Below are 15,920 nucleotides of genomic sequence, written 5' to 3' on the forward strand. Positions count from 1 at the left end.
TTAAAACGAGCTAAATAGCTCAGTAACAAAGAATTAAAGGATTAACATGACTGATAAATCATACAAAATTGCCGTACTACCTGGTGATGGCATTGGCCCAGAAGTAATGCAACAAGCGCATAAAGTGCTAGACGCGATCGAAAAGAAGCACGCGATTAGCTTTTCTCGCGAAGAGTATGATGTTGGTGGTATTGCAATTGATAACCACGGCTGTCCACTTCCAGAAGCAACAGTCACTGGCTGTGAAGAATCTGACGCAGTACTTTTTGGTTCTGTTGGCGGTCCTAAATGGGAACACCTTCCACCGAACGACCAACCAGAGCGTGGTGCCCTACTTCCTCTACGTAAACACTTCCAACTGTTCTGTAACCTACGTCCAGCTCAAATCCATAAAGGTCTAGAGTCTTTCTCTCCTTTACGTGCTGACATCTCAGGTAACGGTTTCGACATCGTGGTAGTCCGTGAGCTAACAGGCGGTATCTACTTCGGCCAACCTAAAGGCCGTGAAGGCGAAGGCGCAACTGAAAAAGCTTTTGATACAGAGGTTTACCACCGCTACGAAATCGAACGTATTGCAAAGATTGCGTTTGAATCGGCACGCCTACGTAACAAAAACGTTTACTCAATCGATAAAGCGAACGTTCTACAGAGCTCTATCCTATGGCGTGAAGTCGTTGAAGAGATCGCAAAAGATTACCCAGATGTAACGCTAAACCACATGTACATCGACAACGCGACCATGCAGCTAATCAAAGACCCATCTCAGTTTGACGTAATGCTATGTTCAAACATCTTTGGTGACATCATCTCTGATGAATGCGCAATGATCACTGGCTCTATGGGTATGCTTCCTTCTGCAAGTTTAAATGAAAGCAACTTCGGCCTATACGAACCAGCAGGTGGCAGCGCACCAGATATCGCAGGTAAGAACATCGCAAACCCAGTCGCGCAAATCCTTTCTGCAGCCCTAATGCTTCGTTACAGCCTAGGCGAAGAAGCGGCAGCACAAGACATCGAAGCAGCGGTTTCTAAAGCACTTTCTGCAGGCGAGCTAACGGCAGACCTTGCTGGAAAAAACCAAGCGCTGACTACCTCTGAAATGGGTGACAAGATCGCTGAGTACATCTTAGCTTCATAAGCTAAAGGCTCCGATTAGAAGCAAGTACATAAGAATAATATCAAGCCAAGTCAGCGTAAACCGCATGACTTGGCTCGAAACAAACACTGGGACTGATGCTCCCAAGGAAGAAAAGCTATGTCGACAAACCAGCACGCAAAAACCTTATACGAAAAAGTTTATGACGCTCACGTTGCGGTTGCAGCGAAGGGCGAAACACCAATTCTTTATATCGATCGTCACTTAGTTCACGAAGTAACGTCACCTCAAGCCTTTGATGGCCTACGTGAGAAAGGCCGCAAAGTTCGCCAAGTTGGCAAGACTTTCGCGACCATGGATCACAACGTATCGACACAAACTAAAGACATCAACGCTTCTGGTGAGATGGCTCGTATCCAAATGGAAACGCTATCGAAGAACTGTGAAGAGTTTGGTGTCACGCTTTACGATCTAAACCACAAATACCAAGGTATTGTGCACGTAATGGGTCCTGAGCTAGGTATTACGCTACCGGGCATGACCATCGTATGTGGTGACTCGCACACGGCTACACACGGTGCATTTGGTTCACTAGCATTTGGTATCGGTACTTCAGAAGTGGAACACGTTCTAGCTACGCAAACGCTAAAACAAGCTCGCGCTAAAACCATGAAGATCGAAGTAAAAGGCAAGGTTACTCCTGGCATCACTGCAAAAGACATCGTGCTAGCGATCATCGGTAAAACAACGGCTGCTGGCGGTACTGGCTACGTAGTTGAATTCTGTGGTGAGGCAATTACCGACCTTACGATGGAAGGTCGTATGACAGTATGTAACATGGCAATCGAGCTTGGCGCTAAAGCAGGCTTAATCGCTCCAGATGCAACGACATACGAGTACATCAAAGGTCGCAAGTTCTCTCCAGAAGGCGAAGACCTAGAAGCAGCAATCGAATACTGGGATACGTTAAAAACCGATGCTGATGCAGAATTCGATGCAGTTGTTACATTAGAAGCGGCAGACATCAAACCACAAGTCACTTGGGGTACCAACCCAGGTCAGGTTATCTCAGTAGACACACCAATCCCTGCACCAGAAAGCTTCGCAGACCCTGTAGAAAAAGCATCAGCTGAAAAAGCGCTGGCTTACATGGGTCTTGAAGCCGGTAAATCTCTATCTGATTACAACGTAGATAAAGTGTTCGTGGGTTCTTGTACTAACTCTCGTATCGAAGATATGCGCGCAGCCGCTGCGGTAGCGAAAGGCCGCCAAGTAGCGAAACATGTTCAAGCATTGATCGTTCCGGGCTCAGAGCAAGTTAAAGCACAAGCAGAAGCTGAAGGTTTAGATGTAATCTTTAAAGAAGCAGGCTTTGAATGGCGTTTACCGGGTTGCTCTATGTGTCTTGCGATGAACAACGACCGTCTAGGTCCACAAGAGCGCTGTGCTTCTACATCAAACCGTAACTTTGAAGGTCGCCAAGGCCGTGATGGTCGTACGCACCTAGTTAGCCCAGCAATGGCAGCCGCAGCGGCTATCGCTGGTCACTTTGTCGATATTCGTGAACTTTAATTAGAGGATTTAACATGTCAGGTTTTCAACAACACACCGGATTAGTCGTTCCTCTAGATACGGCCAACATCGATACTGATGCGATCATTCCAAAGCAGTTTCTACAGAAAGTAAACCGCATCGGTTTTGGTAAGCACTTGTTCCACGATTGGCGCTTCCTAGACGATGCAGGCCAACAGCCAAACCCTGATTTTGTAATGAACGAAGCTCGCTACCAAGGCGCTTCAATTCTTTTAGCTCGTGAAAACTTCGGTTGTGGTTCATCTCGTGAACACGCACCGTGGGCGCTTGCCGATTACGGTATCCAAGTAATGATCGCACCAAGCTTTGCCGACATTTTCTACGGTAACTCGATCAACAACCAAATGGTGCCAGTTCGATTGACTGAGCAAGAAGTGGATGAGCTATTCCAATTCGTTGAAGCGAATGAAGGTGCAGAAATTACGGTTGATCTAGAAGCAATGAAAGTCAGCGCGAACGGCAAAGAGTACTCGTTTGAAATTGATGAGTTCCGTCGTCACTGCTTACTGAATGGCCTAGATAACATCGGCCTAACACTTCAACACGCCGATAAGATTTCAGAGTTTGAAGCTAAGATTCCTAGCTTCCTAAAATAATGAGACGTTTCTGAATAAATCTAAAGGTTGGCCAAGTGCCAACCTTTTTTATTTGGCTAAGCTTTTAACTTAACTTCATATGTTTATTTAAATGAAGAGCAATGAAAGAAAATGGTAAGCCTTAAGGTCTTAGTAGTCAGTCATCAGGAGAATGCCATGAAACAACTACTTTTTATTGTCAGCCTACTTTTCTCAACCTTAGCTTGGTCTGCGCCTAAATCCGATCTTTGGCCATACTGGAAGCAAAGCGACGAAACCAACCTAGAACAGGTATCTCATCAAGATTGGCAGCAATTCCTCGATAGCTACTTGGTTAAACAGGGGCAAAATACGTTAGTTAGCTATAAAGCGGTGAACACTGCCGATAAGACCAAACTTAAGCAATACATCAAGCAACTCGAACAGGTGAATCCGCTCAACTATTCAAAAGCGGAGCAGTATGCCTACTGGGTTAATCTATATAACGCCGTGACTGTCGATTTGATTCTTGATGCCTACCCGATCAAATCCATAACTAAACTTGGCGGACTATTTAGTTTCGGTCCGTGGGGAGATGATGTGGTAGTCGTTAATGGGAAATCACTGACACTCAATGACATTGAACACCGAATCCTAAGACCAATTTGGCAAGATCCTCGCACGCATTATGCAGTGAACTGTGCCAGCCTAGGTTGCCCTAACTTACAACCTGACGCTTTTACCTCTAAAAATACTGAAGCCTTGCTAGAGCAAGCTGCAACTGAGTTTGTAAGCAGTGACAAAGGCGTGATGGTTACAAACAATAAGCTTCAACTATCATCGATTTACGAATGGTTTGCTGTGGATTTTGGTACGAAGAAACAGCTTATTCAGCACTTAGAACAATATCGAATTGAAGCAGTAACCAATACTCAAAACATCAGTTATGAATACGATTGGTCGCTCAACCAAGCAAACTAGCTCTAAGGCTAAAGTTGATCACTAAAGTAAAAAAGAGGCGAGAGGTTTTTATTAACCTCTAGCCTCTTCTCAATTCTTTGACCGTATTTCTACAATTAAAAGCTTGAGCCCGGTTGCTGCAAGAACTCAATCTCTTCGGGAGTCGAAGCTCGCCCTAACACCTCATTACGGTGCGGATAGCGACCAAATCGCTCAATGATAACCTTGTGCTTAAACTCAAAGTCCAGATTATGCTCTAATCCCGTTTGAGAAAAGAGTTCCACGGCTTGTTCATGGACTAACAAAGATTCACTGTGCATATAAGGCATATACAGGAAGCTTTTCTGTTGCTCGTTAAGCTGGTGATCAAAACCACCCGCTACCGCCTCTTGGGCTAGAGCCAACGCCATCGGATCAGCAGAAAATGCTGTCGGACTTTTTCTACCAATATTTCGAGAAAACTGATCAAGTACGATAATCTCAGCCAATCGTCCTTGCGCAGTTTGGCGCCACTCAAATAGCTCGCCTTGAATGGCTGCTTTATGCAATTCAGAAAATCGAGACTCTATCAAAGTGTCAATCTCGGCGCCGCCAGTAAACCAATCTTTAGGCGTCAACTCATCGAACCAAAACTCTAGAACATCCTGATACGTTACCGTCATATAATTCCCTTTAATAAAAAACCGAGTAACTTTGTTATTACTCGGTTTAGTGTTCAATTACTTAAAACCTTTTACTTTCTTTATCAGGTCATAAGCATTCTGAATTTCTTGCGATTTCTCTTTCGCAACATTCATCATCTCAGGCGGTAAGCCCTTCGCCATCAGTTTATCTGGGTGATGTTCATTCATCAGCTTGCGGTAGGCTTTCTTCACCTCTTTACCGTCAGCACTTTCACTCACACCAAGAACCTTATATGCGTCGCCAAGTTGGTTCTGTTGCGAAGCCTGTTGCCAACCTGATGATTGCCCATGCCCCTGATGGCCACCAAAGCTTCCACCTTGCTGTTGGAAACGGAACGCAGCTTCTTGCATCTGCAAGCGGCGTTCTAGTTGTGCTGCCGAAAACCCAAGCCCTTGCGCTATTTTATGCAGAACTTGACGTTCACTCGGGTGCAAACTTCCATCCGCAAATGCGGCAGATACCTGAAGCTCTAGAAAGAACTGCAGAAGATCAAAACGACCACCCGATGAGATTTTAACTCGCTCAAGTACGTCGTTCAGAGGGAAGTCGCTCTCTTTGCCGTCACGGAATGCATCTTGCGCTGCTTTACGCTGTTCGCCATGCAGGTTCATACGCTCCATCATGGTAGAAGCGAGTTGAATCTCTTCTGGCGTTACCTGCCCTTTCGCTTTAGCAACGTGCCCCATAACCGCAAAAGCGGATTTAAAAAACTCGTTCTGTCTTTCTGCTTGGCTTGGACCTCGACCAAAACCAGAGCTATTGAAGCCTGATTGGTTCAATCCGCGAGCTTTATCGAATTGGTGTCCTAAAAACAGACCAAAAACTAAACCGAGTGGCCCTCCAAATAAAAAGCCAAAAAACGCGCCCAAAATTTTGCCAAATATTTGCATTATGTGTTCTCTATCTATGAATTTTATCTGAGTAATGCTGTCTGATGATGCTGAATGCTATTATTTCCTTTATCATAAGGAAAATGCTTTATTAATTGGATTGATACTAGATCAACCCTTCATCTAGTGACACAGGATAGTTCAACTTCATGCAATCTTTTTCCCGCACCTTGTTAGCCGCGTCTATAAGTACGGCGTTATACGTGTCGACAACTCAAGCTGAAACAGTCACCGATAGTAGTGTGCAGGAAATGCCCTCTATAGATCAATGCTTGATCGAGCCCGCTGCAGAAAACGAGACACAGCTACCCGCTCACGTTGAGTCAGATCGCCTAGAAGCTATCAATGGTGACAAAGCAATATATTCAGGTGACGTAGTCGTTACGCAAGGGAACAAGACCATCCTTGCCGATAACGTAACCCTGCACCAACAAGAAAATATCGTTGTAGCTGAAGGCAACGTAAACTTTAGTGATGGTCAAATCAAATCTATCTCAGACAGAGCGACCAATAATCTGACTACAGATGAAATGACGCTTGAGAACACCGATTACGAATTCCTTTGCGAGCCCGGTCGCGGAGATGCTGTTTATATAGCAAAAACAGGTAAAGCGGTTTATGAGATTGAAGATGGCTCCATTACCTCTTGCCCTATCGGCGATAATGCTTGGCGTCTAAGAGCATCGAGCATCAGTGTCGACCAAGACGAAGAACAAGCCACTTTTTATAATCCACGTTTTGAAATCCAAAGTGTTCCCGTCTTTTACTTACCTTACTTAACAGTACCGGTGGGTGATACACGTAAAACCGGTTTCTTGTACCCAACAGTTTCGTATGGTTCAAGCGATGGTTTTGAAGCTGAAATTCCTGTTTATTGGAACTTAGCACCAGACTACGATTTGGAAACTACCTTCAAGTACATGCAAGAGCGTGGCACTCAACTCAACAGTAAATTCAGATATTTAAGCGATTTTGGTTCCGGTAGTATCGAGTCTGAATATTTACCAGACGATCAAAAGTACACTGATCTAGGCGATCGTTGGGGTTTCCAACTAGAACATTCAGGAATATTCCAACAATCTTGGTTATTCGAAATTGATTACTCTAAAGTCAGTGATATTGACTACTTTTCGGACATGAGCTCAAATATCGGTAACCGTGAAGATGGACAACTGCTTCAAGAAGGGCAAGCAACATACCGTTCTCAAAATTGGGATGCGTCTGTACTTGTTCGAGACTTCCAAGTTCTTACCACCAGCAATAACTTGCCTTATCGTCTAATGCCACAACTCGAGTATAACTACTATGCTCCAGAGGTAATGGATTACCTAGATTTTGACTTAATCAGTCATATATCAATGTTCGATACCGACGCATCAGGCAAACCATCAGCCACTCGTGTTCACGTTGAACCTGGTATTACAATCCCAGTAGGTAACACTTGGGGCACTTGGACAACCGAAGCACGATTACTTGGTACATACTACCAACAGGATCTTGATGGCGTTGATACAACAAGTGACGAGTACAAAGATTTAGAAGAATCGGTAAGTCGAGTTATCCCTGAATTTAGAAGCCACGCTGGTATTGTTCTGGAGCGAGATACCACGATTGTAGGTAACTATACTCAAACCTTGGAGCCTCAAGTCCAGTACCTGTATGTTCCTGAAGAGGATCAAAGCGATATTGGTCTTTATGATACTACGCTGTTACAAACCGATTACTACGGCCTATTTAGAAGCCGTAAATACAGTGGTGTAGACCGCATTGCGTCAGCAAATCAAATTAGCTATGGCGCATCATCTCGCTTTTTTGATGATGAGTACCGAGAGCGCTTAAACATATCTTTTGGTCAAATTTTCTATTTTGATAAAGATACAAAACAGACTTTAGACAACGACGACTCTAATAAGAAAACTAATTATTCGTCTTGGGCTATTGAAATGGATTTCAACTACGATGATTACCTTTTCTACCATGGCGGTGTGCAATACGACATTGATTCATCTTCGATGCAACTTGCTAACAGTACCATTGAGTACCGTTTTGCCGGCGGCTATATACAAACCAACTACCGCTATGTAACAGAAGAGTACATAAATGAAACTGTAGATTTTGACGTATCATCCATAACTAGAGATGGTATCTCACAAGCAGGCTTACTTGGTGCTTACCAGATTTCGCGGAAGTGGAATGCCAGTGCTCAATATTTCTATGATTTAACCACACAAGAAAATCTAGAATGGTTGGCTCGCTTGAACTATAAATCCGATTGTTGGTATATCGGATTTACGTATAGTAACCAGCTGACAAATAACATTAGTGATCCAAATGTCACGCCTGAATATGAAAATAACTTTGGTGTGAATTTCGGTATTATCGGCTTTGGTACTAACTTAGGCTCTGATTCAGGCGCTGTTGGGGATAGCAGTTCAGATAACTCTTTGAGCTACGGTCGCCCATTCTTCTTAAACAACTAATTTTCTTTACTGATAAGAAATCAGTAAATTTAAAGGATTACACATGACATTGTGGAAACGCACATTAATTGCTATTGCAGCGACTTGTACTTTATCAACAAGCTTTGCAGCACCGGTTGAGCTAGACAGCGTAAAAGTTATCGTTAACGAAGGCGTTATCTTACAAAGCGACATCGATGCTTCGATGAAGACACTGCGTGCCAACGCAAAAAAAAGCGGTCAAACACTGCCATCGCAAGATGTGCTCAATGAGCAAGTACTAGAAAAACTGATCATCGATACTATTCAAACTCAAGAAGCAGAACGTATCGGTGTTCGTATTGATGATGCTCGACTTGATCAAGCAATTGAAGGTATCGCTAAAGACAACAACCAAACGGTAGAACAACTTACCGCATCGGTTGCTGAAGAAGGCCTTAGCTACAATGCATTTCGAGAGCAAGTAAGAAAAGAGATTGCAGCAAGTGAAGCTCGTAACGCCTTAGTTCGTCGCCGTATCAATATTCTTCCTGCGGAAGTTGATAACCTAGCAGATATCTTAGCGCAAGAGACTAACGCGACCGTTCAATATAAAATTGGCCACATTCAACTGCGCTTTAATGATGACCAAACCAAAGAAGAGTTAGAAGCTCAAGCTACTGAACTGGTTGAAGAACTGAACTCAGGCAAAGATTTCAGCACCATGGCATATACTTACTCTAAGGGTCCTAAAGCGCTGCAAGGTGGTGATTGGGGTTGGATGCGTAAAGAAGAGATGCCAACCATTTTTGCTGACCAGATCAAAATGCAAAATAAAGGCAGCATCATCGGTCCTTTCCGTAGCGGTGTAGGTTTCCACATTCTAAAAATTGAAGATGTGAAAGGCTTAGAAACCGTAGCAGTAACGGAAGTGAATGCTCGTCATATCTTGATTAAGCCAACCGTAATCTTGAGTGACGATGGCGCGAAAGAACAACTTGAAAAGATCACGCGCCGCGTAAACGCAGGTGAAGCGAGCTTTGGCGACCTTGCACAGCAATACAGCCAAGATCCAGGTTCTGCAGTACAAGATGGTGAGCTAGGCTACCAAACACCAGATTTGTATGTACCAGAATTCAAACACCAAGTAGAAACGCTACCAGAAGGCAAAATCAGTGCGCCATTCAAAACCGTACACGGTTGGCACATTGTTGAAGTACTAGACCGTCGCGAAGTCGACCGTACCGATTCAGCTTTGAAAAACAAAGCTTACCAAATTCTATTTAACCGTAAATTCAACGAAGAAGCTGGTGCTTGGCTACAAGAAGTAAGAGCAAGTGCCTTTGTTGAGATGGTTGAGGACGACCAAGATGACAACAACTAAACGTATTGTCATAACCGCAGGTGAACCAGCAGGGATAGGCCCAGATTTAACTTTGGCTCTATCTCAAGAAAGTTGGCCTCATCAACTCGTGGTTTGTGCTGATAAAACACTGCTATCCGAGCGAGCTAAAATTCTTGGTATCGAAGTCGATCTTCTGGACTACGATGCAAATGCAGCTAAGCAACCGCAACGCGCTGGCACACTGGTAGTGAAACACGTTCCACTTGCTGAAACGGCAGTTGCAGGTCAACTCAATGAGGCTAATGGTCATTACGTATTAAATACTTTAGAAACCGCAGCAATTGGCTGTATGAATGATGAATTTGATGCTATTGTCACCGGCCCCGTTCACAAGGGTGTAATTAACCGAGCTGGCGTTGCTTTTAGCGGCCATACCGAGTTCTTTGCAGAGAAGTCCAATACACCACTGGTGGTGATGATGTTGGCAACTGAAGGGCTGCGTGTTGCGCTAGTAACAACGCACATCCCACTAGCTTATGTATCTCAAGCTGTGACCGAAGACAGATTAGAGCAAATTATTGCTATTCTAAATAAAGACTTGGTTGAAAAATTTGCTATTGAGAAACCAACTATCTATGTGTGTGGCTTGAATCCACATGCTGGTGAAGATGGTTGTTTAGGGCGTGAAGAGATTGAAACTATCACCCCGACGCTAGAAAAAATTCGCCAAAAAGATGGCATCAATTTAGTTGGCCCATTGCCAGCAGACACCATCTTTAATGAAAAATATTTGCAAGATGCAGATGCTGTTTTAGGTATGTATCACGACCAAGTACTCCCGGTATTGAAATACAAAGGGTTTGGTCGCTCAGTGAACATCACGCTTGGCTTACCGTTTATTCGCACATCAGTCGACCACGGTACCGCCTTAGACTTGGCAGGGAAAGGCCAAGCCGATACAGGGAGCTTTAGAACAGCGCTCACGCACGCCATTGAATTAGTAGAGAAAAAGCAATGAGAAATGATGTCCACTTAGGGCACAAAGCGCGTAAACGTTTTGGTCAAAACTTCCTTAACGATCCATACATTATTGATGGCATCGTATCGAGTATTAACCCACTACCAGGTCAAAACTTGGTAGAGATCGGTCCTGGTCTAGGCGCAATTACTGAGCCTGTGGGTAAGCTTGTCGATAAATTTACTGTTATCGAATTGGATAGAGACCTTGCAGAACGTCTTCGTAACCATCCAGATCTTGCGGACAAGCTAACGATCCGTGAAGGCGATGCGATGAAGTTCGATTTCCAAGAACTGGTTAAGCCAAACAATAAGCTACGCATCTTTGGTAACTTGCCATATAACATCTCTACACCATTGATGTTCCACCTTTTTGAATTCCATAAAGACGTGCAAGACATGCACTTTATGCTTCAAAAAGAAGTGGTTAACCGTCTAGCTGCTGGCCCTGGCAGTAAAGCTTACGGTCGTCTTACTGTAATGGCTCAATACTACTGTAAAGTAACGCCTGTGTTAGAAGTTCCACCAACGGCCTTCGTTCCGCCACCGAAAGTAGACTCAGCAGTCGTGCGCCTACAGCCATACGAAGTGCTGCCTTATCCGGCAAAAGATCTGAAATGGCTAGATCGCGTCTGTCGTGAAGGCTTTAACCAACGTCGTAAAACAGTTCGTAACTGCTACAAGAGCTTAATCGATAAGGAAGTGCTTGAAGAGCTAGGTATCAACCCAAGCATGCGTCCTGAGAACTTAACGCTCGAGCAGTTTGTCGACATGGCAAACTGGTTGTACGACAGTCATAACGCTGACAAATAAATAAAAAAGGCTCCTACACTTCGGTTAGGAGCCTTTTTTATGTAATACTTTAATTACATTAAGTATATCAACAACAAAAGGTGCGAATATGGATATATCTACGCCTTGTATCAAATGCCAGGTTCACTCTAAGTACATAGAAGAACAATCTGAGCCAACGAAGAATCGTTATGTCTTCGCCTACATTATTACCATCAAAAATCTAAGTAAAACAACGGTGCAACTTATGTCTCGCCGCTGGTTAATTACCGACTCTAACGGCAAGCAGCTCACCATTGAGGGTGATGGTGTAGTTGGCCAACAACCCGTGATTGAAGCCAACGACGAGTACACCTACACAAGTGGTACGGTCATCGAAACCCCTGTTGGCGTTATGCAAGGTCACTATGTGATGACCGATAACAAGGGCATTGATTTTATTACCGAAGTTGACCCATTCAGACTCGCAATCCCTAATATTCTTAATTAGCCGTACATCCGTATCTACAGGAAATTATTGTGTCGAATTACATTGTCGGAGACATCCAAGGGTGCTTCGACGAACTTCAAGGACTACTTGAAAAAATTAACTTTGATAAACACCAAGATACTTTATGGGTCGCCGGAGACTTAGTTGCTCGAGGCCCTAAATCATTGGAGACGTTACGCTTTATTCGTAACCTTGGTGACGCAGCTAAGGTTGTATTAGGCAACCACGACTTACATCTTCTGGCGGTGTCCTTAGGACTATTTCCAGCGAAACCAAAAGATAAGACTCAAGCGATTCTTGATGCTGAAGATCGTGAACTGCTAATCGAATGGTTAAGACAACAGCCTTTGCTTCAAGAACACCCAGAGTTCGTGATGTGCCATGCGGGTATCTCACCGCAGTGGAATCTAGAAAGAGCACGTGTTGAAAATCGAGAGATCGTATCCTTGTTAAAGTCCGATAAATGGCAATGGCTAATCGAAAACATGTACAGCAACGCGCCTGATTTATGGCATCAGGATTTACATGATATTGAGCGCTATCGCTATGCGATCAATAGCCTGACAAGAATGCGTTTCTGTTTTGAAGATGGCCGTCTCGACATGGCATGTAAGCTACCACCGAATGAGATTACCGATGAACCATTAGTGCCATGGTTTGACCTTCCGCAACGCATAAAGCTCGATAAAACCGTTGTTTTTGGACACTGGGCTGCGCTTGAAGGCTATAACGGAAAAGACGTAATTGGACTTGATACTGGATGCGTCTGGGGAGGTGAATTGACAATTCTTCGCTGGGAAGATAAACAGTTTTTCACTCAGAAAGCGCTATAAAGATACGAGAAACTTGCGCTACCTTGGTAGGGTAACGCAAGCATTTTTCAGAGACTAGCTATTGATAACCACAGTTAACGCTCGAGAATCACAAACTCCATGTTGTGTTTGTTTTTCTCGTCAGCTTGATAGCTCTCGTTAAAGCTCTGCTTCCAGCCTTCACCCCAGTCAGGAAATTGTGTATCTCCATCGACGGCGAAATCGATGTAAGTCAGATACAACTTGTCCGCTTTAGGTAAGCAGCTCTCATAAATAGAGCCGCCACCAATGATCATCACCTCTTCAACATCACTGAGTAGCTCTAGAGCCTGTTCAATAGAAGTTACCGTCGTTACACCTTCAATCTTTAAACTCTCATCACGGCTGATTACGACATTCAACCGACCCGGCAAAGGGCGTCCAATAGAATCGTAGGTCTTACGTCCCATCACGACTGGTTTACCCATAGTCGAGCGTTTAAACCATGCAAAATCCGCAGGTAAATGCCAAGGCATCTGATTATCTTTACCTATTACACGGTTATTGGCCATTGCTGCAATCATACTGATGATCATAAATCGAAAGTCCTGTCCTTAACTAAAAGAATTGATGCTAGACGATAGGTCTGCGTCGGTAGAATAACAGCCCTGGTACAGCTAAGCCAACCGCCAGCCCTGCGATAATGAACATCGATTTCAAAAAATTCTCCATTAACATCGCTAACAGTTCGGGGCTATACCCAGCCCTATTAATCTCAACCATGGCAATCATTGCTTTAAAGGCAAAGACACCCGGAACCATAGGAATCAAAGCCGCAACTGTAAATACCTTAGGGTGCGCCAACAGTTTATGCGACCAATGCACCCCTATCATGCCGACCACAGTCGCAGCGAAGAAGGTTGCCCACTCAATTGGAATCCCAAAGTGCATCATCAAATAACGGCTACCATGACCGATAGAGCCGCCAAGTGCACAATAAATTAAAGCGCGTTGCGGAACGTTAAACACCAATGCGAATCCGACAGCCGGAATCGCTGCGAAAAACATATCGTTGAGTAAACCTAAAAACAGTTCGAAGATACTCATTAGCTTGCCCACCCCCAAACATCTGATAGACTCATCGCCGCGACAATGCCCAAGCTCGTCGCCAGAGTTAATAAGCTGGCCATGGTAAAGCGCGCTAACCCCATATTAATATGGCCTTTAAGCATATCAGCGACGGAGTTAATCAGAGGAAAACCAGGTACTAACATTAATACAGATGAAGCCATCACGATCGTGGGTTGGCCGCCAATATTGTAAAGTACGGCTTGAGCTGAAATGGTCGTGGTAACGAATGCTGTGATAGCAAAGTTTAATAGCGGATTGAAATGGCGGTGCCCAATCTCTTGCCTGACGATCATACCGCAAGCTGAAGCAATAAAAGTCATCATGAAGACTTGCCAGTCTCCGCCCGCAAGGTGGCTAAAAGAGGCGCACGACAACCCTATCATCACAACCACTAACCAACGGTTGTAGCGCTCGGGGCTGATGTTTTGAATCTTTTTATACGCCAAATCATAATCGAGAATTCCCTTCTCCATCATGATGCAAATGCGTTGAATGTCGGTGATAACCTGCATGTTAATGCCACGATCAGCACAACTTCGAGTAGTGGTAATACAGTGATCATCCATTACGGTAGTTACAACAAGCGCATTGGCTGACAGTGCGACTTCAACCTCATTCACCCCACAAGCAATACCGATGCGACGCATGATATCGCCGACCAGTGTGCTCTCTGCCCCGTGCGCCAATAACATTTGTCCTGATTGAGCGACGAGTCTTGAGATCGCTCTTTGCTTTGATGCCATGATTTCCTTCCCATAGGCGTTAATTATCTAAAGATAAATTTTGCATAAAAAACAGTAAGACGTCATGATTTAGATACAAAAAAACCGCAATTTTCATTGCGGTTTAATAAAACTATCAGTGTACTTGTAAGAAGCGACCGATGCGTTATGAGAAACTAAGAGGATTAGTCACGAACATAGATAACATGGCCGTCATCCTCTTCGTCATCCCAATCGTCCCAATCGTCGTCATCTTCAGTAACGACATTCTTACCGCTCATCGCATCTTTATGGTAGTCATCCCACATAAAGTCTACTTTTTCTTCTTCTTCAACTTCTACAACTTCACGAGGTAGGTTTTCCATAAACTCACCTAGTTTGAAGCAAAGATCTTTGGTGCCGATTTTATTCACAGCAGAGATCTTGAAGTACTCGCCTTCCCAGCCCAAAGCATCGATGATTTCTTGAATCTTTTCGTCTGCTTCGTCTTCTGGCATTAGGTCAACTTTATTGAACACTAACCAGCGAGGTTTTTGTGAAACTTTTTCACTGTATTGCTCAAGCTCATCGATGATCGTTAGTGCATTCTGAATAGGATCAGATTGATCGATCGGCATAATGTCGATCATATGCAGAAGAACACGACAACGCTCAAGGTGCTTAAGGAATCGGATACCAAGGCCAGCGCCATCAGCTGCGCCTTCGATTAGTCCTGGGATATCGGCAACAACGAAGCTCTTTTCAGGGACAACACTTACCACACCCAAGCTTGGGATCAAAGTAGTGAACGGGTAATCAGCCACTTTTGGTTTCGCAGCAGATACTGAACGAATAAAAGTAGATTTACCTGCGTTTGGTAGGCCAAGCATACCAACGTCAGCTAATAGAAGAAGCTCTAAACGCAGTTCACGAACTTCGCCTTTAGTACCCATTGTCTTTTGACGAGGAGCGCGGTTAACAGACGATTTAAAACGCGTGTTACCAAGACCGTGCCAACCACCTTTACCAACCATTACTTTCTTGCCGTGTTCAGCAACTTCAGCAACGATTTCGTTGGTGTGGATATCAACTGCACGCGTACCAACTGGTACTTTCAGCGTAATGTCTTTACCACGTTTACCAGTACAGTTACCGCCGCGACCATTCTCGCCACGCTCTGCATTGTAAAAACGTTGGAAACGGTAATCGATCAGTGTGTTTAAGTTCTCATCCGCTTGGATGTAAACATCACCGCCGTCACCACCGTCGCCGCCATCAGGACCACCTTTAGCGACGAATTTTTCGCGCCAAAAGCTAACTGTACCATTACCGCCATCACCGGCTTCTATTTTTACTACCGCTTCATCAACGAATTTCATTTTTTAACTCCGCACTTACGTTGCGTTACCACTCATCAAGGAGTGATATAAATTCTAGC

General features: G+C 44.2%; 16 protein-coding genes. 10 read left to right on the forward strand and 6 right to left on the reverse strand.

What is annotated here, in order from left to right; genetic code table 11:
- Positions 1 to 46: 46 nt before the first annotated feature.
- The 4 genes from leuB to AB6E78_RS09815 all read left to right on the forward strand — a co-directional run bounded on the left by leuB (position 47) and on the right by AB6E78_RS09815 (position 4,224).
- Positions 47 to 1,138 carry a 3-isopropylmalate dehydrogenase gene (gene leuB / locus AB6E78_RS09800; protein WP_017061390.1) on the forward strand — a complete coding sequence of 364 codons (1,092 nt, stop codon included), beginning with the start codon at positions 47 to 49 and terminating at the stop codon, positions 1,136 to 1,138.
- A 117-nt stretch (positions 1,139 to 1,255) separates the two neighbouring features.
- The gene (leuC, locus tag AB6E78_RS09805) at positions 1,256 to 2,668 is read left to right on the forward strand and encodes a 3-isopropylmalate dehydratase large subunit (protein ID WP_372073167.1); all 1,413 of its coding nucleotides are present in this window, start codon (positions 1,256 to 1,258) and stop codon (positions 2,666 to 2,668) included.
- A 14-nt stretch (positions 2,669 to 2,682) separates the two neighbouring features.
- Positions 2,683 to 3,285, forward strand: a complete 603-nt coding sequence (gene leuD, locus AB6E78_RS09810) for a 3-isopropylmalate dehydratase small subunit (RefSeq protein WP_017062937.1) — start codon at positions 2,683 to 2,685, stop codon at positions 3,283 to 3,285.
- A 156-nt stretch (positions 3,286 to 3,441) separates the two neighbouring features.
- Entirely contained in the window at positions 3,442 to 4,224 is a 783-nt protein-coding gene (locus AB6E78_RS09815; RefSeq protein ID WP_017061387.1) for a DUF547 domain-containing protein, read from the forward strand.
- A 95-nt stretch (positions 4,225 to 4,319) separates the two neighbouring features.
- On the opposite strand, the gene AB6E78_RS09820 is transcribed toward AB6E78_RS09815, so the two are convergent.
- Positions 4,320 to 4,865 carry a DUF924 family protein gene (locus AB6E78_RS09820; protein ID WP_017061386.1) on the reverse strand — a complete coding sequence of 182 codons (546 nt, stop codon included), beginning with the start codon at positions 4,863 to 4,865 and terminating at the stop codon, positions 4,320 to 4,322.
- Positions 4,866 to 4,922: 57 nt separating this feature from the next.
- Positions 4,923 to 5,777 (reverse strand): co-chaperone DjlA, encoded by an 855-nt coding sequence (gene djlA, locus AB6E78_RS09825; RefSeq protein ID WP_017061385.1) that lies wholly within the window; start codon positions 5,775 to 5,777, stop codon positions 4,923 to 4,925.
- Between the two features lie 149 nt (positions 5,778 to 5,926).
- On the opposite strand from djlA, the gene lptD reads away from it, so the two are divergent.
- From lptD to AB6E78_RS09855, 6 genes are all read left to right on the forward strand, one after another.
- A complete protein-coding gene (gene lptD / locus AB6E78_RS09830) occupies positions 5,927 to 8,257 on the forward strand; it encodes an LPS assembly protein LptD (RefSeq protein WP_372133361.1) in 2,331 nt (776 codons plus the stop codon).
- A gap of 43 nt (positions 8,258 to 8,300) precedes the next feature.
- Complete coding sequence (surA, locus tag AB6E78_RS09835; RefSeq protein WP_136979300.1) at positions 8,301 to 9,599, forward strand: peptidylprolyl isomerase SurA; 1,299 nt, start codon at positions 8,301 to 8,303, stop codon at positions 9,597 to 9,599.
- Positions 9,586 to 10,578, forward strand: a complete 993-nt coding sequence (pdxA, locus tag AB6E78_RS09840; protein WP_017062941.1) for a 4-hydroxythreonine-4-phosphate dehydrogenase PdxA — start codon at positions 9,586 to 9,588, stop codon at positions 10,576 to 10,578. The genes surA and pdxA overlap by 14 nt, the downstream gene beginning before the upstream one ends.
- Positions 10,575 to 11,390, forward strand: a complete 816-nt coding sequence (rsmA, locus tag AB6E78_RS09845) for a 16S rRNA (adenine(1518)-N(6)/adenine(1519)-N(6))-dimethyltransferase RsmA (protein ID WP_017062942.1) — start codon at positions 10,575 to 10,577, stop codon at positions 11,388 to 11,390. Before pdxA ends, rsmA begins: the two co-directional genes overlap by 4 nt.
- An 88-nt stretch (positions 11,391 to 11,478) precedes the next feature.
- The gene (gene apaG / locus AB6E78_RS09850; protein WP_004735899.1) at positions 11,479 to 11,859 is read left to right on the forward strand and encodes a Co2+/Mg2+ efflux protein ApaG; all 381 of its coding nucleotides are present in this window, start codon (positions 11,479 to 11,481) and stop codon (positions 11,857 to 11,859) included.
- 29 nt (positions 11,860 to 11,888) lie between these two features.
- Positions 11,889 to 12,692, forward strand: coding sequence for a symmetrical bis(5'-nucleosyl)-tetraphosphatase (locus tag AB6E78_RS09855; RefSeq protein WP_017062943.1), 804 nt, complete (start codon positions 11,889 to 11,891; stop codon positions 12,690 to 12,692).
- A gap of 74 nt (positions 12,693 to 12,766) precedes the next feature.
- On the opposite strand, the gene folA is transcribed toward AB6E78_RS09855, so the two are convergent.
- From folA to cgtA, 4 genes are all read right to left on the reverse strand, one after another.
- Entirely contained in the window at positions 12,767 to 13,246 is a 480-nt protein-coding gene (gene folA / locus AB6E78_RS09860) for a type 3 dihydrofolate reductase (protein WP_172380432.1), read from the reverse strand.
- A gap of 37 nt (positions 13,247 to 13,283) precedes the next feature.
- On the reverse strand, positions 13,284 to 13,757 hold the full coding sequence (locus tag AB6E78_RS09865) for a threonine/serine exporter family protein (RefSeq protein WP_008220023.1): 474 nt from the start codon (positions 13,755 to 13,757) through the stop codon (positions 13,284 to 13,286).
- Positions 13,757 to 14,524, reverse strand: coding sequence for a threonine/serine exporter ThrE family protein (locus AB6E78_RS09870; RefSeq protein WP_017061378.1), 768 nt, complete (start codon positions 14,522 to 14,524; stop codon positions 13,757 to 13,759). The genes AB6E78_RS09865 and AB6E78_RS09870 overlap by 1 nt, the downstream gene beginning before the upstream one ends.
- A gap of 164 nt (positions 14,525 to 14,688) precedes the next feature.
- Complete coding sequence (cgtA, locus tag AB6E78_RS09875) at positions 14,689 to 15,861, reverse strand: Obg family GTPase CgtA (protein WP_017061377.1); 1,173 nt, start codon at positions 15,859 to 15,861, stop codon at positions 14,689 to 14,691.
- Between the last annotated feature and the right edge of the window lie 59 nt (positions 15,862 to 15,920).

This window comes from Vibrio sp. 10N.247.310.98 (assembly GCF_041467395.1).
Lineage (GTDB): Bacteria > Pseudomonadota > Gammaproteobacteria > Enterobacterales > Vibrionaceae > Vibrio > Vibrio crassostreae_C.